Below are 22,026 nucleotides of genomic sequence, written 5' to 3' on the forward strand. Positions count from 1 at the left end.
CAAGGCTTCCTCCTAAAAGAAAGCCTTGAATCACGTTCCATCTGATTTGAGAATCCCAAGAGTCCACACGACCTAGGCCGAAGTTCTTTGTAGGCGCGGCACAATGTGCACTGATGTCCGCGCTCAAGTTGTGGTTTACTGCTCGTGCGACCTCTCGCTGATCACCCCCAGCCCCTTATCCCGGTCGGCTGAGAGGGAACAAAGCCCTCGGCGCGCCGGTGCTCACGCTCGCGCCGGGGGCACATCTTTCGGCTCGAACTTTCGCTGGACTCACGCATTGAGCGAATATGGTTCGGGAGGATTCAGCCTACTACCGTGAGAGAGCTGCGGCTTGCCGCGAGCAGGCGGAGCGATCCGTCAGCCCACTTGACAAGGGGTCGTGGCAGCGCCTCGCCGACCAATGGCAAAAGCTAGCGGACGATGCTGAGAGGCGAGAAGCTCAGTGATCAAAGGTAGGTAGCATCGTCGGAGCGCAAAGAAGAGCCGCAGATGCAGCTCTCGGGGCTTAGAGAACGCGGGAACGGACAGTGCTCTGTCCGCCCCCGCGTCTTTCCATCGCCATGGGATTTTGTGGACATGGCGCGGAAATCTTGGCGGCGCTCCACCACGGCCGGTTGACGGCCTTGATGAGGCGATCCCATGGAAACGGCGTCTGCATATGCCGCCACATCCAAAGGAGATCGCCCTTGTTAGCAAACACCTTCTCGAACTTTGCTCTCGGCAACGCACAGCGACGTATGATCGGCGGCGTCTCCGCCACATCGAACAACCAGTAAGCCACGCCCTCGCTCTCGCTGCTCCCAACAAGGAGCAGCGAGCCGTCATCGTGTTCGGCCCAGCATCCTAATTCGAGCAAATCCTTTGGCGAGAGAACTGCGGGAGCGCTCATGCGTGTGCGTGACTGTTGCCCTGCTGCTGCTCACGCTGATGCGCCTCAAGCTGCTCCCGTGCCTTCTGGGTCAGTTGATGCATTCCATGGCCGGCGGACTCGGTGATGCCTTGACGGCGCAGAGCGGTGAGGGCGGTATCGACGGCATTGCCGGCCCTGTGCCCATGTCTCTCGATTGCGAGTTTAAGCACGTCGATACTCTGAGGCCCGCCCATCAGGGCGGTGATAATGATGGATTTTTGCGGCGGCCGAGGTGGAGCGTGTCGCTCGTCCTCTCCTCCATTTCTCTTAGCCGCGCCGCGAGGTGCCTTCAGCTTATCGAAGTCGAGGTGAAACCTCGCCACGCCTTCTGTGTGGTGAAGCAGGCGCAACACTGCACCTACCTTTGGCTCCTCTACCTCGATGGTGATGGGGAAAAGAGTTGTCATGCGCTCCGCTCCGTTTCGTGAGGAGGATGCGTAAAGCGCATTACAGGGTTGTAACGCAAAACAACTAGTGCTGAAGGTTCGTGAGTCTGGCGCTCGCGTACCGCTAGAGTCTATTATTCGGTCACAACCAGTCGACAATAAATAGATCATAAATAGAGATGCAAAGCGCCGCCTTTTCCTCGGTGTGAACTCGCCGGCTGGGCATAAATTTTTTGGGTCCGAAATCATCAACAACGCGGCCGGCGCTAATCACGAAGCGCTATCGATATGTAGTCCGTGCCAGGGCTCACTTGACGATGCTCGCCTTCCATCCCTTCGAGTGAATGAGGCGCGAGCCTGTTCGTCGGTCATGCCGCTCCTTCCTTTCTGATGCCCTCGCGAAAATGGTGCCGACGAGCGCGCCAGAAGGCTTTCGGTCTCGCTAGGTGCGAAGTCTATGTGGAAGATGCCCAAAGAATATTGATGTCGTTTAGGGCGTGTACTCACAAAGTCGTGGATGTCAGGTTCTGACGAAAGCGGACATCTTACGACCACCCTCAGCATTGCCGCTGGTGACCCGTTGCAGACCTTCAAGGCGTTGCCTAAAACAATTCGGCATCGAAGCTGGAAGCGTGGGTCGGTACGATGGGCGCCTATAAAGTTCGAGAAGCGAGGCTAGAGGAGCAACGCGAACTGACGCGCCTTGTCGTGCGAGCAACGACGAAGGCGGGTCACGACGAGGCATTTATTGATCGAGCGATGCCAAGCCTAACGGTGACGGTTCCGATGATCAGCGAGCGTAGCCCGCATGAGCGATAGCGACATGCGGGACTGAAAACCCGGATATCGCTTCCGCCGTCGCCCTTCGGGCTATGGCGGACAAGTCGCTCATCCGGGCTACGGTTCCATTCACCGCCGCCTCTGCCGTCGCCATTCGCCGGGGCTGGTGCCGACCAGGCGGGTGAAGGTCCTCGTGAGGTGGCTCTGCTCGGAGAAGCCGCAATCCAGCGCGATTTGCGCCAGAGACAGCGTCGACCACAGCAACAGGTCCTGGGCGCGTTCGAGGCGGCGCTGCACCAGCCAGCGATGCGGCGTGAGGCCCGTGCTCTTCTTGAAGGTGCCGTGCAATTTGGGACTTTCCTGCAATTTTCCGCTCACACGTGCGCAATTAAGTGCTACGCTGCTCCTTGTTCCAGCGGCGTGGTCAATCTGGTCGTTCGGAGGGCGCTGTGGCCGAGCAGCGGGTTCAAAGGCGACTAGCGGCGATCCTGGCCGCCGACGTCGTCGGTTACTCAGCGTTGATGCAACGCGCTGAGGAAGCGACGTACGCCGAGTTCGAGCGGCTCAAACGAGAACTGATCGAGCCTAGCCTCTCCCGCCACGAAGGACGACTTATCAAGACAACGGGTGATGGCGTGCTCGTCGAGTTCGCGAGTGCGTTAGCCGCCATGAGGTGCGCGGTCGAGATGCAGGATCATCTCGCCTCGGGCAGCAGTCCCCTGAGGTTACGCGTCGGGCTCAACCTTGGTGACGTTATCGTTGGGCAGGACGGAGAACTCTATGGCGACGAGATCAATATTGCTGTCCGGCTGGAGGGGACTGCCGATCCAGGCGGCATCCTGATTTCCGAAAAAGTGTACAGCGAGGTCGAGGGTAAGCTGGACGTTGACTTCGAGGACCGGGGCGAACAGCAGCTCAAGAACATCTCCAAACCGGTCCGCGCTTTTGCTGTACGCATGGGAGCGTACAGCGCGCTGACCGAGAGGCTAAGAGCGGCCCCTGCCCTCCCGGACAAGCCCTCCATTGCCGTACTGCCGTTCGCGAACATGTCTGGCGATCCCGAGCAGGAGTACTTCGCAGACGGGATGGTTGAGGAGATCACGACCGCGCTTTCGCGGTTCAAATGGTTGTTCGTGATCGCTCGCAATTCGAGTTTCACCTTCAAGGGCAAAGCCGTCGACATCAAGGAAGTCGGGCGCAGGCTTGGCGTGCGCTATGTCCTTCAGGGGGCGGTGCGCAAGGTGTCGGGCAAAGTTCGTATCACGGGCCAGTTGATTGAAGCGACCACGGGCGCGCACATTTGGGCGGACAAGTTCGAGCGTGACATGACGGATATTTTCGCTTTGCAGGACGAAGTCGCGCTCGCCGTTGTCACAGCTATTCAGCCAAAGTTGTTTCGAGCAGAAATTGCATTGACGGCGCGGCGGCGACCGGAAGACCTCACTGCATATGATCTTCATCTCCGGGCTATCCAGGAAGCCCGCCGATCGACCCGCGAAAGTTTTGCCGAGGCACTTCGACTAGCCCAGCGTGCCTTGGAGCTTGACCCTGGGTTTGCTGATGCGGCAGTTTTGGCAGCTGCCTGTCATATGGAAAACGTGGTTAGGAGCTATGCGATAGACCCGCAATTCGAACGCAAGGAAGCCGTTCGGCTGATGCGCTTGGCATTGAGCCTCCACGATGATGATTCAAAGACGTTAGCAACGGCAGCATTAGTCTCGGCTGTGTTGGTCGGCGATTGTGGGGCTGAGATCGAGATGGCCGATCGGGCGGTCGCGCTCAACCCAAATTCGTATTACGCATGGAACCGCAGAGGCTGGGTCTACAAGGTTGCGGGGCAGCCGAAGGAAGCGATCCGGAGCTTTGAGCGCGCCATGCGAATGAGCCCGGTGGACCCGCAACAATTCACAACGTTAACAGGGATGGGATTTGCCTTGATTGAGCTTCGTCGCTTTGATGAGGCCATCGTTGCAGGGAAGAAAGCCCTGCGTCAGAACCCTTCCTATCCAGGACCATACAGCTGCCTCGCGTCCGCTTTCGCCCATCTCGGACGCGACGCTGAGGCCCGTGAAGCGGCAGCTGGTGTTCTCAAGTTCGACCCCGCTTTCACAATATCGGCGTGGATCGCTCGGAGCAGGCTATCAATAAATGCGAAGCTGATGATTGAGGGTTTTCGCAAAGCGGGGTTGCCCGAGTAGCGCTGTAATGTCCACGAGTGATCGAATAGCGGCACTCTTCTGCGGCGCATGAGTCCGGAATTGGCCCTTCGCGACAGTTGCGCAGCGCGGAGACATGTCCGCAGTTGGGGGTAGACCGGAAGTCTCGGGCTGCGGGGCAAACCGGCGCGATTGACCCAAATGTAGCGAGCATCCCGGAGACAATGCATTCGCTACCACCCTTGATCTAAGTCAAAGGAAACGTCCACTCGGGGCCGATCCTGATGCCTTACTGCAAGCGGAGGGCCGGAATTATGAAACGCGACTTTCTTGCGGCCACAGCAGCTCTCCTCACGCTAGGCTGTCTCTCGGCCTCAGCTCAGCAGGTCACAGGCGATTTGGGATCACCCAGCGCCACCGCGACAATAGACGGCAAACAGCTTCCAGCTCCCGATCCGAAGTTTGGCGGCATCATCAAAGATGATGCGTTGCAATCCAAACCCTGGTGGGCGCCACGCATTGTTCCGCCACAGAGCGCTCCCAACGTTCTGCTGATCATCACTGATGATGCGGGGTTCGGTGTGCCAAGCACTTTCGGCGGTGTGATCCCGACGCCGACGATGGACCGGATCGCAAACGAGGGCCTGCGCTACAACCGCGTCTTCTCCACGGCGCTGTGCTCGCCGACCCGTGCGGCGCTGATCACCGGGCGCAATCACCATTCGGCGGGTTTCGGCGTTATCTCGGAGCAGTCAACCGGCTTCCCGGGCTACAACAGCATTATCGGCAAGGACAAGGCGACGATTGGACGGATCCTGCTCGACAACGGCTACGCCACGTCGTGGTTTGGCAAGGATCACAACACGCCGGCGTTCGCGGCCAGCCAAGTCGGCCCGTTCGACCAATGGCCAACCGGCATGGGGTTTGAGTACTTCTACGGCTTCGTCGGCGGCGATGCCAATCAGTGGGAGCCCAACCTCTTCCGCAATACGACGCAGATCTATCCGTTCCTGGGCAAGCCGCCTGGCACCTGGAACCTGGTCACCGCGATGGCCGATGAAGCCATCGACTGGATGACGCGGATACACCAGACCGATCCGAGCAAACCGATCTTCATCAAATACGCCCCCGGCGCCACGCACGCGCCGCACCACCCGACCAGGGAGTGGGTGGACAAGATCAGCGCGATGCACCTGTTCGACGATGGCTACGAGAAGGTGCGCGAGCGCATCTTGGAGAACCAGAAGCGGCTTGGCGTGATCCCGAAGGACACCAAGCTGACGCCCTGGCCCAGCGAGGTCCTGAAGCCATGGGACCAGCTGAGCGCGGAGGAAAAGAAACTGTTCATCAGGCAGGTCGAGGTCTTCGCCGCCTACGCCGCTTATAATGACCACGAGATTGGCCGCGTGATCCAGCACTTCCAGGATCTTGGCCGGCTCGACAACACGCTTGTCATCTACATCAATGGCGATAACGGCACCAGCGCCGAGGGCGGCCCGCTGGGCACGCCAAACGAAGTGGCCTTCTTCAACGGCTTGAACGAGCTTCCCGTCGACGTGCAGATGAAGTTCTATGACGTCTGGGGCACCGAGCAGACCTACAACCACATGTCGGCCGGCTGGTCGTGGGCGTTTGACACGCCGTTCGACTGGTTCAAGCAGAACGCCTCCAGGCTCGGCGGCATCAACCAGAACATGGTGGTGTCGTGGCCGGCGCGCGTCAAGGACAAGGGTTCCTTGCGCGAGCAATTCGTCCACGTGATCGATGTCGTGCCGACGATCCTCGAGGCCGCCGGCATTCAGGCCCCGGATTATGTGGACGGCATCAAGCAGGCGCCGATCGAGGGCACGAGCTTTGCCTACTCGTTCGATGGGCCGAACGCCAAGGTGCCGTCGCGCCACCAGACGCAATATTTCGAGATGATGGGCCAGTGGGCGCTCTACCACGACGGCTGGATGCTGAGCACCAAGGTCAATCGCGCGCCCTGGCAGGCGTTCGGGCCAGCCAATCTGGATCCGTTGAACAACCAGATCCTGCAGCTCTATGACCTCAACAAGGACTTCAGCCAGTCCGATGACATCGCGGCCACGAACCCGGAGAAGGTCAAGGAGATGAAAGAGATGTTCATCGCCGAGGCCAAGAAGTATCAAGTCTTCCCGCTGGATGCGTCGGTCGCGGCGCGCATAATCGCCCCGCGGCCGAACATCACCGCCGGCCGCAAGGAGTTTGTGTACACGCGGCCGATGACGGGACTGCCGCAGGGGGACTCGCCGCTACTGCTCAATACCTCCTACACGATCACCGCGGATATCGACGTGCCGCAGGGGGGTGCCGAGGGCATGATCCTGACCTCGGGCGGGCGGTTCGCCGGTTACGGCTTCTACCTGTTGAAGGGCAAGCCGGTGTTCTTGTGGAACATGGTCGACCTCGAACGGATCAAGTGGGAAGGCCCGGATGCGGTGTCGCCGGGCCGGCACACGGTCGAGTTCGGCTTCAAATATGACGGCATCGGCGTCGAGACACTGGAGTACAACAACTTCAGCGGTCTCGCCCAACCCGGTACCGGCACGCTGAAAGTGGACGGCAAGGAGGTCGCCACGAAGAAGATGGAGAAGACGCTGCCGATGATCCTGCAGTGGGACGAGAGCTTCGACATCGGCTCCGACACGCTCACCGGCGTGAACGATGCCGACTACAAGCCGCCGTTCCCGCTGACGGCCAAGCTCAACAAGCTGACGATCAAGGTCGATCGCCCGCAACTCTCGCCCGCCGACATCAAGAAATTGCAGGCGGCGATGCAGGAGAAAGCCAAAGCCGATTGATCGGACCGGCATGCGTGCAGGCCGTGCCCTTAGACACGACACGGCCCGAACCTCACGTTCAACTGACCAAGAAGTTCTGCTGTCGCCTTTTGGCCCAACTCGGACTTCTATTGAGGTCTGCTGTTGCGCTGCTATCGGGGGCACGGCGGACCTTATACGCACCCTGATCTGCGGCGCGGGTTTAGCGGGCCGCATGAACACCCTCCAAGTGTCGCAGCGGCATGTTACGGCGCGCGGCGTGGCCGCAGCAGGCGTTGTCGGGTTCGGAGTGGCAGGCCCAAGCCGTGCCGTTCCGATTGCACAGCTCGGCGATCTCGCCAGTGCGGGCAGGCAGGCCGAAATTGTAGGCCATCTCGGTCGCCGGCTTGCCGATGTCGAATGGGCAGCCGACGAAATAGTCCTTGCGGGACAGTCATCAGTCTCTCCGTTGTGAGGCGAGACCGGACGCAAGTTGAATCAACCACTTACAGATAAGAGCCGGTTAAGGAAAACGAGCCGTGAAGGCATCCGTTAAAATGTGAACTATCTGACGGAAGCGATCTGGCGAATAAGGCACACTCGCCACATCGGTAATCGACCGGCGGCTCCGATTAAGAGGTCGTTAACCACGTGCGGTTCTTAATCCGGACGTCGCCTCGCAAATCATCGCCGCGCGGCAGGCAGAGAGAACAGAAATGGGCACCATCATTGAGTTTCCGGCGGATGCGGCTTCGCGACGGCTGGGCGCGGTCATGGGTGGCGCTGCAAGCGATGGCATGGGGACTGTTCTGATCCTTCCCGTTATCCGGATTGAGCGCGTAACCGAGCAGAGCGACGGTGGACGCGGGCCGGCAGAAGGTGCAGCGCCTCGTCGCCGTCGTCGTCGGCGCACCTGACGATTGGACGTTTGAGATGCGGAAGGGGGATCTTCCGAGCCGGAGCACGGGACGCCGTCGCGCACGCCCGGTAGTGGCGCTGCTGCTGATCGGCACGGCGCTCGGCGGCTGCAGCGGCGGTGATTTCGGTCGCACCCGCGCCGACTTCCGCAACGACGACATGCACCGCTGGCTCGGCGCGGAAGCGACCGGCAGCATCGGCATGAGGCCCTCGCAGTTCCAGCTTACCGAGAACGAGCGCCAGCTCCGCGATCTCGCCTATCCCCTGATCGAGCCGCCACATTCGCGGCCGGCCTGGAAGAGCGTGTTCGGCGATTATCAGCCGCTGCCATCGCCATGGCGACAGAAGGTGGTGTTCGACCGCACCGCTTACGGGCGGGCGCTGATCGATGAGCCCCACCGCGCGCACACTTCCCGCTACATGCAGCTGATCGACGACGTGCGCGACGACATCACACGCTTCGATCCGTTCTTTGCCACCGCCTGGCGCGTCATCGAGCTCGACCGCAAGCGCAATGCCAGCCTCGGCATGGTGTCGGACCTGTCGCCGCGTGAGCGGGCTGACGCGATCGCGCGGATGGAGGAGAACACGCTGATCGTGCAGTGGGTCCAGCAATGCCTGGAGCGGCGGATCTCGTCCTATCGCTGGGCGCTGGAGCGGTTGGTGATCCAGGCGCCCGATAACGTCGCGGCCGATGCCGACCGCCTGATCGGCGAGCTTGCCGTGCTGACCGCCAATCCGCCAGTCGCCGCACAGCCGCCGGTGATCGGGCACGCCACGGTCGTGAAGGGCTAACGTTTCGACGGCCGTGCCGCGGGCGCAGGGGCGGGGAGCGGGATTTCGGCCTGCTTCGGTGCCGGCGGCCAGGTCTGCACCTTGCAGCTTGCGGCCGCGAGCGAGGCCTGGGCCTGCGGCATCAGGCCGGGCTCGGCCGCCAGCGCCTTCAGGAGGATCAGGCCGGTCGTGGTCGGGGAATCGATGATCAGTCGGTCGGCGGCGGTGACGTCCTCATCCTCCGGCAGCTCGTTGTGCTGTGCCTCGGTCATCAAATCGAGCTCGATCACCTTCTTGCCGGCGGAGCGGTCGTTGATGGCGTAATAGGCGAGCTCGTTGCGAGTGTAGAACGACACCGAGGTATAGGCCTGGCTCACCGGCACCGTCAGCTTGATCGGCCCCGTCGAGAGATCGTAGCGGCAGATCGCCATCGCGAATGCCGGGTCCATGAACGGCATCAGCGAATTGCCGGGATCCGCTGATGGCAGTGGTGTGACCGCGTTGAGCTGCGTGATCGGCGTCAACCGCGAATAGGCATCCTGCGAGGCGATCCGCGGCAGGGCCAGCACGCTGACGAGGTGCACCACGCCGCCCAGCAGCACGCCTGCGATGATCGTGAAGGCGAGGCGGATCATGGGCAGCCCACCGTCGAAATCGTCGGCATCGGCGCGTCGCGCTGGGTCCGCGTCGCCACCCCGACCGGCGTATCGTAGAGCCGCAGCATCAGCGCGTAACGCTCGATGCCGCCCGTCGGCAGCCAGTTGCCGGCGCGCGAGCGCGAGGCGATGCGGATCTCGAAGGTGCCATCGGATGCGCGGATGATCTCCTGGCTGGTGAAGCCGTAGCGCTGCAGCGAATTCGCCACCAGACGGCCCTTGTTGTCGAACAGCGTCAGCGTCCAGAACCGCGCCGGCGGGGTGACGCCGCTGACGACGACGTCGCAGCGTCCGTCGAGCGGTTTCTTGTTGTCGTCGGTGGTGGCGGTGAAGCCGATGCCGTCGCCGGTGCCAACAGGCAATTCGCCCGAGCGGGCGATGATCGCGCGGTTGTAGGGGTCGATGTCGGATGTGCCGTTCCGCGGCCGCGCGGTCCATGCGCCGATCTTCAGCGTGCCGATATTGGTGCCGCGCGTCGCGGCGACGTAAGTCGAGCCGAGCCCGATCCCGGCGGCAACGATCAGCGCGAGCAAGGTGATGAGGATCAGCCGCACGGCCTTACAGCTCCGAAGCGATCACTGGCCGGATCATGCTCTAGTTCTTGCGCGGCGTCGGTGGCGCCGCCTGATCGCCGGCCGCCGTGATGTAATTCTCGGGGAAGGCCAGTGCGCTGGACGACGGCTTGTCCGGCTGCGCCGGCGCGTTGGACGACGTCTTGCCCAATGTCCTGGCCGCATCGTCGAGCATTTTCTCGACCCGCACCAGGATATCGGCGCCGCGCTTGGTCAGCACTGGCGGCGGACCGGGCTTGGTCTCGAGTATCTTGGGCGCGGCATTCGCCTGCGCCGCCGGCTCCTTCGGCAGTTTCTGGCCCATGCCGATGCCGGGAATTTCCCGGACCTCGACGCCCTGATGCGCGGCGACCATGATGTCGTGCCAAGTCTGTGCCGGCAGCGAGCCGCCGGTCATACGATTGGTTGGCGAGTAGTCGTCATTGCCGTACCAGACCGCGCAGGTGAAGTTGCCGGTGTAGCCGACGAACCAGGCGTCACGATAAGCGTTGGTGGTGCCGGTCTTGCCGGCGGTCGGAATACCATCGAGCGCGGCGCGGCGGGCGGTGCCTTCGCTCACCACGTGGCTCATCATCCCCGCCATGTCGGCGGCAACGGAGGCCGGGATCGCCTGCCGCGGCTGCGGACCGTCGCGATCCCAGCGCCAGACGAGGTCGCCGGCGCCGGTGCGGACTTCCAGCACCGAATGCGGCGTGACGGACCGGCCCCTGTTCGGGAACGTCGCGTAGGCGACCGCATGCTCGACCACGGTGACCTCGTCGGAGCCGATCGGCAGCGAAGGCGTATCCGGCAGCGGCGCCTTGAGGCCGAAACGACGGGCCACTTCGACGATCTTGGCGCGGCCGGCCTTCGGGCCTTCCTTGCCACCGAGGGCGATCGAGAGTTTCACCGGCACGACGTTGATCGAGCGCGTGATCGCCTGCGTCAGCGTCACCGAGCCGGAATAGGAGTGGCCATAGTTCTGCGGGCACCAATTGCCGATGCACACTGGGCCGTCGACGATCTTCGAGTTCGGCGTGAACCCGTTCAGGAGCGCCGTGGTGTAGACATAGGGTTTGAACGACGAGCCGGGCTGCCGGTAGGCGTCGGTGGCGCGGTTGAACTGACTGGCGCCATAGTCGCGGCCGCCGACCATCGCGCGCACGCCGCCGTCGAGATCGGCGACCACGGTCGCCGCCTGGGTCGCGTGATAGTCGCGGCCGAACTGACGAAGCTGGTTCTCGATCGCCTCCTCGGCGGCGCGCTGTACGTTCATGTCGATGGCGGTACGGACCACGAACACGCGCTCGGTGTAGGATTTCGGGAAGGTGTCCACGAGCCTGCGCATCTCGTCGAACGCCCAGTCGAGATAGTAGTTCGGCGAATTCTCGTCGCGCCGGTCGACCGCAACCGCGGGATTGCGGCGGGCGCCGAACACCTGGCCCTCGGTCATGAAGCCGGCATCGACGAGGTTATCGAGCACGACGTTGGCGCGGGCGCGCGCCGCCGGCAGGTTGATATGCGGTGCGTATTTGGTCGGTGCCTTGAACAGGCCGGCGAGCATCGCGGATTCCGCCAGATTGACGTCGCGCGCCGACTTGTTGAAGTAGAAATGCGCCGCGCCGTCGACGCCGAAGGTGCCGCCGCCCATATAGGCGCGGTCGAGATAGAGCTTCAGGATCTCGTTCTTGCTGAGGCGGTGCTCGAGCCAGATCGCCAGGAATGCTTCCTTGATCTTGCGCTCGATGGTGCGCTCGTTGTTCAGGAACAGGTTCTTGGCAAGCTGCTGCGTGATCGAGGAGCCGCCCTGGCGCACGCCGCCGGCCTGCGCGTTGGTGACAAGCGCGCGGGCGGTGCCGGCGATGTCGATGCCGAAATGGTCGTAAAAGCGGCGGTCCTCGGTGGCGAGGGTGGCCTTGATCAGAACGTCCGGAAAGTCTTCCAGCGGGATCGAGTCGTTATGCTTGATGCCGCGGCTGCCGATCGGATTGCCGTAACGGTCGAGGAAGCTCACCGCGAGATCGGACTTCTTCAGCCAGTCGTCATCGGCGGTTTCGCGGAACGCCGGGATCGCCAGCGCCAGCAGCACGACCATGCCGCCGAGCCCCATGGTGGCGGCTTCCGACAGCGGCTCGATGAGCACCCAGCGCTTCCAGCGGCCGACATAGAAGCGGTCCATGAAGGTGGAATAGCGCTCATAAAGCTCACGCAGTCCCCTGGCGGAGGAGAACAGCGTGGAGTCGATGCGCGCATCCAGGTCCAGAAAGAAGTTCCGGAGCTTGGTCGTCCACTGCGGCGGTAGGATCTGGCGCACCGGGGCCCTTGCTCGTTTAGAAACCGCTCACGTGCCCATCCATTTGGGCACCGGTCGAGCGTCTTGATTCCATGTTGCGGCAAACCCAAGGCGCTGTTCGCGTCACCTGGGAGACTCGGTTGTTGTTTCTATCTGAGCGGAGGCTATAAACCAATGGTGTTGCTTGCGATTTTAATGTCAGGCTGAACCTGTTTGTGAACTCGTTCGGCCGCCTTTAGATGAGCCCGCTTGCGCGCCTGCCACTGCCGCCCCTAGATGGGGTGCGAGCCGAGTTAAACCAAATTCTTCGATGTCCATGACCGCACCACCCAAACGTGCCTCGAACCAGGAGGGATTTTTCTGGAAAACCAAGACGTTGGAGCAAATGTCCAATGTCGAATGGGAAAGCCTGTGCGACGGCTGCGGGCGTTGCTGCCTGGAGAAGCTCGAGGACGAGGACACCGGGAAGATCTACTTCACCCACGTCTCCTGCAAACTCCTGGATGCGGGGCGCTGCGCCTGCAAGGACTATCCGAACAGGTCCGACAAGGTTCCGGACTGCGTCCGGCTGACGCCCGAGAATGTCCGTAGCCTCAATTGGCTGCCGCCGAGCTGCGGCTACAAACTGGTCGCGGAGGGGCGCGATCTCTATTGGTGGCATCCGCTGATTTCCGGCGACCCGAACACCGTGCACGAGGCCGGCGTCTCCGTGCGCGGCCGGGTGCAGGGAACCGAGGACGAGATCCCAGACGCCGAGCTCGAGGACCACATCGTGCGGTGGCCGGCGCTGTTGCCGAAGCGGGCGCGGCTGAAAAACCGGCCGAAATCGTAGCGTCTCATCCAAGGCGCAACTCACGTCATTGGGATGACGCGGCCTCGGAATGCGCCCATGCGCTGAGCCGCCTGCCTCAGCAGACATTTGCTGCCTAGATTGAAATTCATAGAACGATTCCATTGCGGCGTTGCGCTGCAGCGAGAAATTGCGCCCGAGATGAACAAGTTCGAACGGCAGAGCCGTGAACCTGCCGACCGACAGACATTGCCTGCAGACGTAGCCGAAGAGCTGTCCCGCCTGCCGACCGAGGTGATCGACCTCGCCGACGCGCCACCCTTGGCGCCGCCGGCTCCGCTGGCCCCGGACGAAGTCCGCACCATCGTGATCAGCCTGATGCTGACGATGTTCCTGGCGGCGCTCGACCAGACCATCGTCGCGACGGCGCTGCCGACCATCGGCCGCCAGTTCGGCGACGTCTCCAACCTGTCCTGGGTAATCACGGCCTACCTCTTGGCGTCGACCGCGGTCGCGCCGGTATTCGGCACGCTGAGCGACATCTATGGCCGCCGCGCCATGATCATCACCTCGCTCAGCCTGTTCGTCGTTGGTTCGATCCTGTGCGCGATCGCGCCCAACATGCCGATATTGATCCTGGCGCGCGGCCTGCAGGGGCTCGGCGGCGGCGGCATCATGCCGGTCGTGCAGACCGTGATCTCGGACGTGGTCAGCCCGCGCGAGCGCGGCCAGTACCAGGCCTATTTCAGCAGCGTCTGGATGGCCGGCGGCATCGCGGGTCCGGTGATCGGCGGCGTGTTCGCCGAGCATCTGCACTGGTCGATGATCTTCTGGATCAACCTGCCGCTGTCGTTTGCTGCACTGGCGCTGCTGTTGCCGAAGATGGGCAAGATCCCGGTGTTCCACCGCAGGCGCAAGGTCGACTGGCTTGGCGGCATCCTGTTGATGGCCTCCGCGGTCGTGTTCATGCTGGTGTTGACCTGGGGCGGCAACCATTTTGCCTGGCTGTCGCCGGTGATCATGGCGATGATCGGCGCGTCGTTTGCGCTCGCCGCTACCTTCGTGTGGCACGCGGGCAGGGCGGACGAGCCGTTCCTGCCGCTGTCGCTCCTGAGCGGAACAGTCGTTCCTTTCGCGATCGTCGCGGGCAGTTGCGCGCTCGGCGCGATCGTCGGGCTGACGGTGCATTTGCCGCTCTACTATGAGGTGGTCTATCACCTCAGCGCCAGCGAGGCCGGGCTGGCGCTGATCCCGCTTGCCGCGGTCTCGACATGCGGCGCGGCGATTGCCGGCCGGACCATGGCGCGTGCCAAGCATTACAAGCGCGTCGCGATCGTCGGCACCTCGGTCGCCGCCCTCTGCGGCGTGGCGATGTCGATGACCACGCTGCCGCTGTGGGGGCTGCTCACGCTGATGTCGGTGTTCGCGCTCGGCCTCGGCACGACGTTTCCGGTCAGCGTGGTCTCGCTGCAGAATGCGGTGGCGCGCTCGCAGGTCGGCACCGTGACCGGTGCGATGAATTTCTTCCGCGCGCTGATGGCCTCGTTCGCGGTGGCGGCGTTCGCCGCGATCCTGCTGATGGCGCTCGGCGCCGACATCTCGCTTGCCGGCGAACATCATGGCGAGGTGAGCTCGATCCCGGTCGCCGACATGACCAACGCCTTCCGCTTCGTCTTCGGCGCCGCCGCCGTGCTGCTCGCAACGGCTGCGCTGTGCATCACCATCATGGAAGAGCGGCCGCTCGCAGGCCCGACCACGCGCCAGGTGGAAGTGGCGGAGTAGGCGGATCGGGCCTTCGCGGCCCGCCCGTGCTTTCGTGGACGACGTATTCCGTCCTGAAAGCCCAAGGACGCACCGTGCGCGCGTCCTTGCTACGAATGTCTATGGGATTACAAAACCTGCCGCTTACGGTCTTGGCTGTATGAAAACGCCAAGGCGCTTGATGGCGATAGAAGAAGTAGTTCGTCCGGGACCTTCTTGGCCCCCAAACTCGCAAGCAGCGGGAATAAAAACGGATGCCAGACGGTAATAAGGACTGTCTGGCATTCAGGGGCTGAACTCAAGCCCTTAAGTTCCACTTCAGTTCACTCCGCAATCGTTGCTCAACGCAAACAAAGGAGTGTCCAAATGTCTCGTCTTTCAGTTTTCGCAGCGGCAACTTTTCTGTCGGTGTTAGCGACAACCCCGATGGCCTTCGCCACGGAGCATCGCCACGTCCGCACAGCGCCGCAGCACATCAGCCTTCCAGCGCGGGCCTACGCAGGGCCTCAGCCATTGATGCACTACCATGACACTCCAAGCTACAACGACCCCTCGAAGAATGGATGCTGCGGCTGACCTGCAATGCAAGTAGAGCATCTCTGAAGACGTGCTCGGTGCTCGACGTAAGTGCGCAGGCAGTGACGGCCTACGCCTTGCGGAAGTGGGCGCGCGCCATACGCTTCAGTTAGCAGGTCCGCAATCGGTCGTCAGGGTCCTTTGGAGGGTGCCGAAGCCGCGGGGTCCGCGCGACCGCGCCCTGCGAGCGTATTTGCAGTTTTTCAAATCGCTCTAAATTTATATACCGTTCTGCACACAAAGGCGGCGCGCGCTGTGGACGATGTCGCCAATCAACCGAAATAGAATTCGATGCGCCACACCACGCTGGTTATTATCGGATAGGTATTCGGCTGCATCGGCCCGGAGATCGTTGGATGCTTCTGCTTCTCCTTGGTCTGTTCCCAAAATGGAGAGACGTGATCAGTCGTCCATTGAATAGTCGGCAGCTGTAGACCCGCCTCTGGGTCCTTGCTCGAACCCGGTGTTTGTGGTTGCCCGCTAATCGTGAGTTGCTGCCAAAGGTGACGCGCATTTGGAGCGGCCATCGGCGCACCGTCGCTACCCACGATGATCTCGTTGCCTGAAAGCCGAACATTCAAGGGCGCAGGCTCGGGCTGTACTATTCTGTACCAGTGAGCCCTGTTGATCGTCCCCACTCCGTTGTCGGCAACTAGGTTTCCACTTCCGGTGATAAACCACCTACCGACGAACTTCTGTAATCCAGTGGTGATCTGTGGGCTTTTCCCAACCTCCCACGTGTAGATTTGGTGGTCGCTATAGGATGAATTATTGGGACCTGTGCCCCCGATATCTACGAAGCATTGGATGTAGCCTCCGTCGATTTGCATTTTGCGGCTCCGCTCCTGTGAGGTGAACATCGGTCGTTCATACAGAAAGTGCAGTAGCTACAAATAGTGCGCGCATCTTTCGCGCACACAACCATAGGCTACTATGGAGCGCCACGCTACATCTCTCCGAACCGGCGCGTCTGGTTCGAGAGCGATATCATCGGGTGGCAGAACGAAATCATGGCCGGCGCCGGGGCCGCCGCAACCATCTCCGCCGCTCGAAATCCTGAGGGTGCCGCCGCAGCACGTCGGGGCGCGCTCCGATTGAATTATCGGGACGTCCTGCAAACGAGTAAGGCCGCAGTTGGCGGCTGGTTGCGCAATGTTGCTGAACATCCATTCAAAAAAGTTCCGACACAGTTCCCGAAACTCCACGGCCAGCCGTTCGTTTTCTTGTCAGTTGTAACTAACGAGAGGAGACGAACCATGAGAAAGCTTTCTTACGTTCTCGCCGCGTTAGCAACCATCGCTGTTGCGGCCCCTACAGTCGCAAGCGCTCAGGGTTTTAGTGTTCGGATCGGCAGCGACCGAGACTACTATCGCGACCATGATTATTACGGACCCCGTGCTGGGTTCTATGGGTATGACCGTGGCTGGCATCGCGGATGGTATCATCGCTATGGCGACCGTGACGTAATCATCAGGCGTCACCATTACTGGGACGACTAACGGAAAATGGCCCCTAGCCGGGGGCCATTTTTTTTTCGTCTGTTGATAGGTGCGGTAATGAAACCGAAGCAGTCCGATGTATTTAGGGATAACGCGCAGAACTGCGCCGAGATGGCGGAGCGGGCGAAAGATAAAGCGGCGTATAAGCGCTTTAAACGCATGGACTGGCGTTAGCCAAGGAGCAAGAATGGTTGGATGGCGAGATACAACCAAACAGGTCCGTGCTAACCGAAGTCGTTGACGGAAAAACCTGACGGGAGAGCTGTCTCCCTGTTGCGTTAACGCACCAGCGGGCAGATGGCGCGTTTCAGCGTGTTTCAAAAGAAAAGCGCGGCCAGCGGATGTACTGACCGGGCGCTGCTAAAATGGGCGGTCACCGCCCATTTCCGCTGATCAAGCCGCGAGCCGCAGCTCGTCGTGATCAACGGCCTTCATTGCAGGCTCGCCAATGATGCGCCGCAGCTCGGCCGCGATGCCATCTGCGGCGGTTTATCAGCCCGCGCCTCGGCAAGATGGCCGCGAGCACGGTCACCAAGCGCGATATCGCCACACTCTCGGATGATATCGTCGCTGGCCGGTATCCCGGCAGCAAGGCGTCGGTCGCCAATGCCCGCCACATGCGCCGCGCGGCCTCGGGCCTGTTCAATTGGGCCGCTGAGGCGGGCCGCGAATATGTGACCGCGAGCCACGTTGAAATCTCTAGGCAATTTGACATGGACGCGCATTGGCCTTTGGGGGCTCGCGGCGGGGTCAGATGCATTGCCAAACTGATTGGAGCGGTCGGGCATGCGAGCACCCGGGCGCTGAATGCGTCACGATCACCGCGAACAGCGGGAACTTGGCCGCCTGATCTGCTTTGAGAATGCGAGGTCGCACGGCCGTGTCGAAGGCCGCCTCACGGGTGGGGAGCATGATCGCGATCATCCGCGGATTTTCCTGGCGGGACTGGCTGTTCTCGCTCAAGTCCTTCGCCGCTGCCGTGCTGGCGCTGTACATCGCATTTCAATTGGACTTGTCGCAACCGAGCTGGAGCGTCACCACGGTCTACGTTGTATCCCAGCCGCTCGCGGGAATGGTGCTCGCCAAATCGCTCTACAGGGTGCTCGGGACGGTGATCGGTGCGGTCGTATCGCTGGTCCTGGTCGCGCTCTTCTCCAATGCGCCAGAGCTATTTTGCCTTGCGCTCGCGCTCTGGATCGGTGCGGGCACAGCCGTTTCCATTTATCTGCGCGACGCACCGCAGGCCTATGTCGGCATGCTCTCCGGCTATTCGGCCGCCATCATCGGCCTGCCGGCAGCGCTCGCTCCGGAGACCGCCTTTGACTTTGCCGTGGCGCGTTGCCTGGAAATCATCCTCGGAATCGCCTGCGCAACGGTGGTCCACCACCTCGTGTTTCCGCAACGAGCAGGCGCCGCGCTGGTTGATGCGCTGTCATCGACGCTGTCGACGATGGCGCGCTGGGCGGGAGACAGGCTGTCGGCTGAACCGGTCGAGGCCGAAATTCAGATGGACCGGCGCCGCATGGTCGCTGCCGTCGTAGGTCTGGAGCAGTTACGCGTGTTCGCCAATCTGGATACGCCGGCGGTCAGGGCGATGGACAGTCTGGTCCGCCTGTTCGAAGCGAAGCTGCTATCGCTGCTGGCGCATCTCGTCTCGGTTCATGACCGGATATTGCTGCTGCGGCAACGCGACCCGCAGCGAGTCGAGCGGCTGCGGCCGCTTCTGCAGGCGACGACGGCGCATATCGCCGCCTGGACAGGATCCGCGACGCCGGATGAATCGCGGCGGGAAGCAGGTCATGGGGCGAGAATCCAGGCCGAGATCGACGCCGCACAGCCGTCGCGGCAGGAGCTTGAAAGCACACCGAACGCCTTCCTGACGCGCAACATCTTGCTGCGGTTGCAGGACATCATCGATATCTGGCGCGATGCGGTCTGGATCCGGACTCATATCGGCTTGGGAGTGCTGCCCCCGGAGCGCGAAGCCGCGCCGTCCTTTCAGCCCTATCGCGAGCCAGCGCTCGCGTTGACCGGCGGCGTTGTCGCTGCGTTGACGATCGTCTTGTCCAGTCTGTTCTGGATCTATTCGGCATGGCCCAATGGTGCGACCGCCGTCACCTTCGCCGGCATCATGTGCGCGATCATGGGTGCGCGTGACAACCCGGCCGCGGGCGCGGCGATGTTTTTTCGGATGACGGTTGTCGGCGCCGTCATCGCCGCGGCCTACCTGTTTGTGCTGTTGCCGACGCTCAATACGTTTGCCGCGCTGGTGGTCGCGCTTGCGCCGTTCTACCTTGTCTGTGGGTTGCTGCTCACGATACCTCAGGCCGTTCCGATGGTGATGCCCGTGATCTTCGGCGCGGGCGGCCTGATCGGCATTTCCAACCAGATGACCTATGACTTCGAGGCGTTCGCCAACAACGCGCTAGGCTATTTGGTCGGCATCGGCTTCGGCGCGGTCTCGCTGGCGTTGTTCCGTCCGTTCGGTCGAGAAGTGGCGGCCACCCGTCTGATCCACGGCTTGTTGCGCGATCTGGCCCGCGTTGCCACAGCTGCAACGCCGCAGACGCGTGCTGCGTATGAGAGCCGGACGTTCGATCGCATCAATGCGCTGTTGGCGCAGCTCGACCCTGAATCGCCGCGCTATGGCCAATCGGTGCAGAGCGGCTTTGCCGCGCTTCGCGTCGGGCTGAACATCCTTGTCCTGCGACGGGAACTGCCGCATGTGCCGGGCGATGTGGCGCGCTCGATCGAGGGCGCGTTGAGCGACCTGTCCGCCGCGTTTCGGGCAACCCTGTCCGGACATGCCTCGGCGTCTCCCGCACCGCTGCTCGAACAGGCGCGCCATCGTGCGCTCTCGGTCGAGGACGATCTCCAGATCGTTGCTGATGCGCTCTATGGGATCCAGACCACCATCGAGCAGCATGAGCGCTTCTTCCTTGGCGATCGGCGCCTTGCATCGCGGTCAGTCGGCGAGGCGGCAACCGCATGATCAAGGAGATCAACCTGGGTGGCGTCTATCTCTCTCCGTTCCTTGCCTATATGGGAGTGGCCGCGGTCATCTGGGTGCTGATGCGGCTCGTATTTGACCGGATTGGCCTCTATCGTGTCGTCTGGCATCCGGCGCTGTTCAATACGGCGCTCTACCTCATTCTGCTCACATTGGTCGTCGGCGTGAGCATGTGAGCCATTGGTGAGCTGTTGGCATGCCGAGTCTCGGGCGTTTCGCACAATATGCGGTTACGATCGCGGCCGTCGCGGCGGCGATCGTTGCAGGATGGTGGTTGTGGCGGCTGTACGAGGACACGCCGTGGACGCGTGATGGTCGGGTGCGGGCGAACGTCGTCAACGTCGCTCCCGATGTCGCGGGTGCCGTCATCGACCTGCGCGTCAAGGACAACCAGCAGGTCAAGATCGGAGACATTCTTTTCGTCGTCGACCCGGCGCGCTATCAGCTCGCGCTCGAGGAGGCGGAGGCCACAGCCGCGGGAGCCAAGGCGACGCTTGACGAGCGGCAGGAGGAACAAGATCGCCGCGAGAAGCTCAGTGCCGCCGCGATCTCCGTCGAAGCGCTCAATCAGGCGCGAAGCGCCACGCTGGAGGCCCGCGCCGCTTACGATCAGGCGGTGGCGCAGGTCGGCGTCGCCAAGCTCAACCTCGCACGAACCAACGTGCGGTCGCCCGTTAACGGCCATGTCACCAATCTGCTTCTCAACCGCGGCGACTATGTCACGGCCGGAAAACCGGTCCTTGCCGTCGTGGACCAGGATTCCTTCTACATCGCCGGCTATTTCGAAGAAACGAAGCTGCGCTTCATCAACCTGGGAGACGCCGTTTCGATCCGATTGCTCGGGTACGACGCGCCACTGAAGGGTCATGTCGAAAGCGTCGCCCGTGCCATCACGGATCGGGAAAACGTCATCGGCACGGATCTGATCGCCAACGTCAACCCGACCTTCAGTTGGGTCCGCCTGGCCCAGCGGATTCCCGTTCGCATCGCGATCGATTACGTGCCGGAAGGCATCACGTTGAGTGCCGGAATGACCGCGACGCTGCAGGTCACGTCGCCGGGCCCTCAACCCGATGCCGCGGTTTCGGTTTCGAGCAAATAGTTGGGGGGCTATTCCTCATCCAGGCCAGGTGATCGCCGCAGCATGAAATGACCAAACGCCGAGGCGATCGGCTTAGTCGGGTCATCCTGCCAGGCCTGCGCCTCGAAAGCGACGACGCGCCGGCCCTGCTTGACGATGGAAACCTTGGCGTGGCTGTCGAGTGCGCGGCCGGAGCGGAGATAGTTGATGGTCAGGCCAATCGGCTTCGGCGGTGCCGAAACGCCGAGCTCGCGCGTCACGCCCACGACCGCGGCGGTCTCGAGGAATGCGCCGGTCATGCCGCCATGAATGGCGGGCAGCAGTGGGTTGCCGATGATCTTCGGCGAGAAAGGCATCACCAGCGTGCCATCCTCACTGAGTCGGATGCCGAGACAGCGCGCGAACGGGCTGTTTGCGAAGGGGCCGGTGGGATCGTCAGGTGCTTCGAGCACGGGCAGCTCGCCATCATGGCGCGCCTTGTCGAACAGCATGTTGGTGCGGTTGGCGCCGACCATGAAGCAGGCGGTCGCGGTGGCGACCGGATCGTCTTCGGCATCCTGGTAGGCGGTCGCGCGCACAAAGGCGATGGAGCGGGTGACGCGATAGCAGATCGAATGTGCATTGATATCGAGCCCAGGTGTCGCGGGCTTCTGGTAATCGATGCGCAGGTCGAGCGTGGCGATCGCGCGCGTGCCGTCCAGCGCGAGCTGCACGGCCATGCCGCAGGTCTCGTCGAGCATGGCCGTGACCACGCCGCCATGCAGAACACCCGTCTGCGTGTCGCCGACAAAGACCGGCCGATAGGGCAGGCGTGACCAGGCTTCACCGGGCGCGGCGCGATCGAGCTGCAGGCCGCTGATCTGTCCATAAGTGGAGCGGCGCCGTTTGATGGCTTCCGCCAGCTCGTCGAACGGTAGGGGCGTATTGAACGTCGATGTCTCGGACATGCCGACGTCTTAAACCACCGCGGCGAAGGGGGCAAAAATTTTCGCGGTCGGCTGGCGATCAGGTGTCCTCGGCGGGTGTTGTGAGCAACCGGCGACATGGGTAACAGTTCAAACCGACGACATGGGTAACACAATTCTCGTTTCGTTCAGGTCTGTTG

17 protein-coding genes are annotated in these 22,026 nt (G+C 62.1%); 9 read left to right on the forward strand and 8 right to left on the reverse strand.

Annotation, left to right across the window (positions count from 1 at the left end; translation table 11 throughout):
* Positions 1 to 885 precede the first annotated feature (885 nt).
* Both ACZXDY_RS39500 and ACZXDY_RS39505 read right to left on the reverse strand, forming a co-directional pair.
* Positions 886 to 1,317 (reverse strand): hypothetical protein, encoded by a 432-nt coding sequence (locus ACZXDY_RS39500; RefSeq protein ID WP_464349220.1) that lies wholly within the window; start codon positions 1,315 to 1,317, stop codon positions 886 to 888.
* 888 nt (positions 1,318 to 2,205) lie between these two features.
* Positions 2,206 to 2,442, reverse strand: coding sequence for a helix-turn-helix domain-containing protein (locus ACZXDY_RS39505; RefSeq protein ID WP_464349221.1), 237 nt, complete (start codon positions 2,440 to 2,442; stop codon positions 2,206 to 2,208).
* Between the two features lie 83 nt (positions 2,443 to 2,525).
* Here ACZXDY_RS39505 and ACZXDY_RS39510 point away from each other — a divergent pair, with 83 nt between their 5' ends.
* From ACZXDY_RS39510 to ACZXDY_RS39525, 4 genes are all read left to right on the forward strand, one after another.
* Positions 2,526 to 4,274 (forward strand): adenylate/guanylate cyclase domain-containing protein, encoded by a 1,749-nt coding sequence (locus tag ACZXDY_RS39510; protein WP_464349222.1) that lies wholly within the window; start codon positions 2,526 to 2,528, stop codon positions 4,272 to 4,274.
* Positions 4,275 to 4,546: 272 nt separating this feature from the next.
* Positions 4,547 to 7,054 (forward strand): arylsulfatase, encoded by a 2,508-nt coding sequence (locus ACZXDY_RS39515; RefSeq protein WP_464349223.1) that lies wholly within the window; start codon positions 4,547 to 4,549, stop codon positions 7,052 to 7,054.
* A gap of 674 nt (positions 7,055 to 7,728) precedes the next feature.
* Positions 7,729 to 7,929: a hypothetical protein gene (locus tag ACZXDY_RS39520; protein WP_080663886.1), complete on the forward strand. Its 201-nt coding sequence runs from the start codon at positions 7,729 to 7,731 to the stop codon at positions 7,927 to 7,929.
* Positions 7,930 to 7,945: 16 nt separating this feature from the next.
* Positions 7,946 to 8,725 carry a hypothetical protein gene (locus ACZXDY_RS39525; protein WP_464349231.1) on the forward strand — a complete coding sequence of 260 codons (780 nt, stop codon included), beginning with the start codon at positions 7,946 to 7,948 and terminating at the stop codon, positions 8,723 to 8,725.
* Here the strand turns inward: ACZXDY_RS39525 and ACZXDY_RS39530 are convergent.
* The 3 genes from ACZXDY_RS39530 to ACZXDY_RS39540 are packed head-to-tail and all read right to left on the reverse strand — an operon-like array spanning position 8,722 to position 12,225.
* A complete protein-coding gene (locus ACZXDY_RS39530) occupies positions 8,722 to 9,339 on the reverse strand; it encodes a DUF1254 domain-containing protein (protein WP_464349224.1) in 618 nt (205 codons plus the stop codon). The two genes, ACZXDY_RS39525 and ACZXDY_RS39530, sit on opposite strands and share 4 nt — an antisense overlap.
* Complete coding sequence (locus ACZXDY_RS39535) at positions 9,336 to 9,914, reverse strand: DUF1214 domain-containing protein (protein ID WP_028166152.1); 579 nt, start codon at positions 9,912 to 9,914, stop codon at positions 9,336 to 9,338. Before ACZXDY_RS39535 ends, ACZXDY_RS39530 begins: the two co-directional genes overlap by 4 nt.
* 40 nt (positions 9,915 to 9,954) lie before the next feature.
* Positions 9,955 to 12,225, reverse strand: coding sequence for a transglycosylase domain-containing protein (locus tag ACZXDY_RS39540; protein ID WP_464349225.1), 2,271 nt, complete (start codon positions 12,223 to 12,225; stop codon positions 9,955 to 9,957).
* A gap of 295 nt (positions 12,226 to 12,520) precedes the next feature.
* Here ACZXDY_RS39540 and ACZXDY_RS39545 point away from each other — a divergent pair, with 295 nt between their 5' ends.
* Both ACZXDY_RS39545 and ACZXDY_RS39550 read left to right on the forward strand, forming a co-directional pair.
* The gene (locus tag ACZXDY_RS39545; protein WP_028166150.1) at positions 12,521 to 13,036 is read left to right on the forward strand and encodes a YcgN family cysteine cluster protein; all 516 of its coding nucleotides are present in this window, start codon (positions 12,521 to 12,523) and stop codon (positions 13,034 to 13,036) included.
* Between the two features lie 159 nt (positions 13,037 to 13,195).
* A complete protein-coding gene (locus tag ACZXDY_RS39550) occupies positions 13,196 to 14,776 on the forward strand; it encodes an MDR family MFS transporter (protein ID WP_464349226.1) in 1,581 nt (526 codons plus the stop codon).
* A gap of 827 nt (positions 14,777 to 15,603) precedes the next feature.
* Here ACZXDY_RS39550 and ACZXDY_RS39555 read toward each other — a convergent pair.
* Entirely contained in the window at positions 15,604 to 16,161 is a 558-nt protein-coding gene (locus ACZXDY_RS39555) for a hypothetical protein (protein WP_464349227.1), read from the reverse strand.
* A gap of 1,419 nt (positions 16,162 to 17,580) precedes the next feature.
* Positions 17,581 to 17,754 carry a hypothetical protein gene (locus ACZXDY_RS39560; protein ID WP_196237349.1) on the reverse strand — a complete coding sequence of 58 codons (174 nt, stop codon included), beginning with the start codon at positions 17,752 to 17,754 and terminating at the stop codon, positions 17,581 to 17,583.
* On the opposite strand from ACZXDY_RS39560, the gene ACZXDY_RS39565 reads away from it, so the two are divergent.
* Genes ACZXDY_RS39565 through ACZXDY_RS39575 form a run of 3 tightly spaced genes read left to right on the forward strand, consistent with a single transcriptional unit; the run spans position 17,741 to position 20,942 of the window.
* Positions 17,741 to 19,822 carry an FUSC family protein gene (locus ACZXDY_RS39565; RefSeq protein ID WP_464349228.1) on the forward strand — a complete coding sequence of 694 codons (2,082 nt, stop codon included), beginning with the start codon at positions 17,741 to 17,743 and terminating at the stop codon, positions 19,820 to 19,822. The two genes, ACZXDY_RS39560 and ACZXDY_RS39565, sit on opposite strands and share 14 nt — an antisense overlap.
* The gene (locus tag ACZXDY_RS39570; protein ID WP_028166147.1) at positions 19,819 to 20,016 is read left to right on the forward strand and encodes a DUF1656 domain-containing protein; all 198 of its coding nucleotides are present in this window, start codon (positions 19,819 to 19,821) and stop codon (positions 20,014 to 20,016) included. Before ACZXDY_RS39565 ends, ACZXDY_RS39570 begins: the two co-directional genes overlap by 4 nt.
* A 20-nt stretch (positions 20,017 to 20,036) precedes the next feature.
* Positions 20,037 to 20,942 carry an efflux RND transporter periplasmic adaptor subunit gene (locus tag ACZXDY_RS39575; protein ID WP_464349229.1) on the forward strand — a complete coding sequence of 302 codons (906 nt, stop codon included), beginning with the start codon at positions 20,037 to 20,039 and terminating at the stop codon, positions 20,940 to 20,942.
* An 8-nt stretch (positions 20,943 to 20,950) separates the two neighbouring features.
* Here ACZXDY_RS39575 and ACZXDY_RS39580 read toward each other — a convergent pair whose 3' ends face one another.
* Positions 20,951 to 21,868 (reverse strand): PaaI family thioesterase, encoded by a 918-nt coding sequence (locus tag ACZXDY_RS39580; RefSeq protein WP_464349230.1) that lies wholly within the window; start codon positions 21,866 to 21,868, stop codon positions 20,951 to 20,953.
* Positions 21,869 to 22,026 lie beyond the last annotated feature (158 nt).

Source organism: Bradyrhizobium sp. LeoB3 (assembly GCF_055456055.1).

Bases quoted from the DNA above. Each gene is read 5' to 3' on its own strand.
- ACZXDY_RS39500 (WP_464349220.1), bottom strand. From the start codon at position 1,317: ATGACAACTCTTTTCCCCATCACCATCGAGGTAGAGGAGCCAAAGGTA.
- ACZXDY_RS39515 (WP_464349223.1), top strand. From the start codon at position 4,547: ATGAAACGCGACTTTCTTGCGGCCACAGCAGCTCTCCTCACGCTAGGC.
- ACZXDY_RS39520 (WP_080663886.1), top strand. From the start codon at position 7,729: ATGGGCACCATCATTGAGTTTCCGGCGGATGCGGCTTCGCGACGGCTG.
- ACZXDY_RS39525 (WP_464349231.1), top strand. From the start codon at position 7,946: ATGCGGAAGGGGGATCTTCCGAGCCGGAGCACGGGACGCCGTCGCGCA.
- ACZXDY_RS39530 (WP_464349224.1), bottom strand. From the start codon at position 9,339: ATGATCCGCCTCGCCTTCACGATCATCGCAGGCGTGCTGCTGGGCGGC.
- ACZXDY_RS39545 (WP_028166150.1), top strand. From the start codon at position 12,521: ATGACCGCACCACCCAAACGTGCCTCGAACCAGGAGGGATTTTTCTGG.
- ACZXDY_RS39550 (WP_464349226.1), top strand. From the start codon at position 13,196: ATGAACAAGTTCGAACGGCAGAGCCGTGAACCTGCCGACCGACAGACA.
- ACZXDY_RS39555 (WP_464349227.1), bottom strand. From the start codon at position 16,161: ATGCAAATCGACGGAGGCTACATCCAATGCTTCGTAGATATCGGGGGC.
- ACZXDY_RS39565 (WP_464349228.1), top strand. From the start codon at position 17,741: ATGATCGCGATCATCCGCGGATTTTCCTGGCGGGACTGGCTGTTCTCG.
- ACZXDY_RS39560 (WP_196237349.1), bottom strand. From the start codon at position 17,754: ATGATCGCGATCATGCTCCCCACCCGTGAGGCGGCCTTCGACACGGCC.
- ACZXDY_RS39570 (WP_028166147.1), top strand. From the start codon at position 19,819: ATGATCAAGGAGATCAACCTGGGTGGCGTCTATCTCTCTCCGTTCCTT.
- ACZXDY_RS39575 (WP_464349229.1), top strand. From the start codon at position 20,037: ATGCCGAGTCTCGGGCGTTTCGCACAATATGCGGTTACGATCGCGGCC.
- ACZXDY_RS39580 (WP_464349230.1), bottom strand. From the start codon at position 21,868: ATGTCCGAGACATCGACGTTCAATACGCCCCTACCGTTCGACGAGCTG.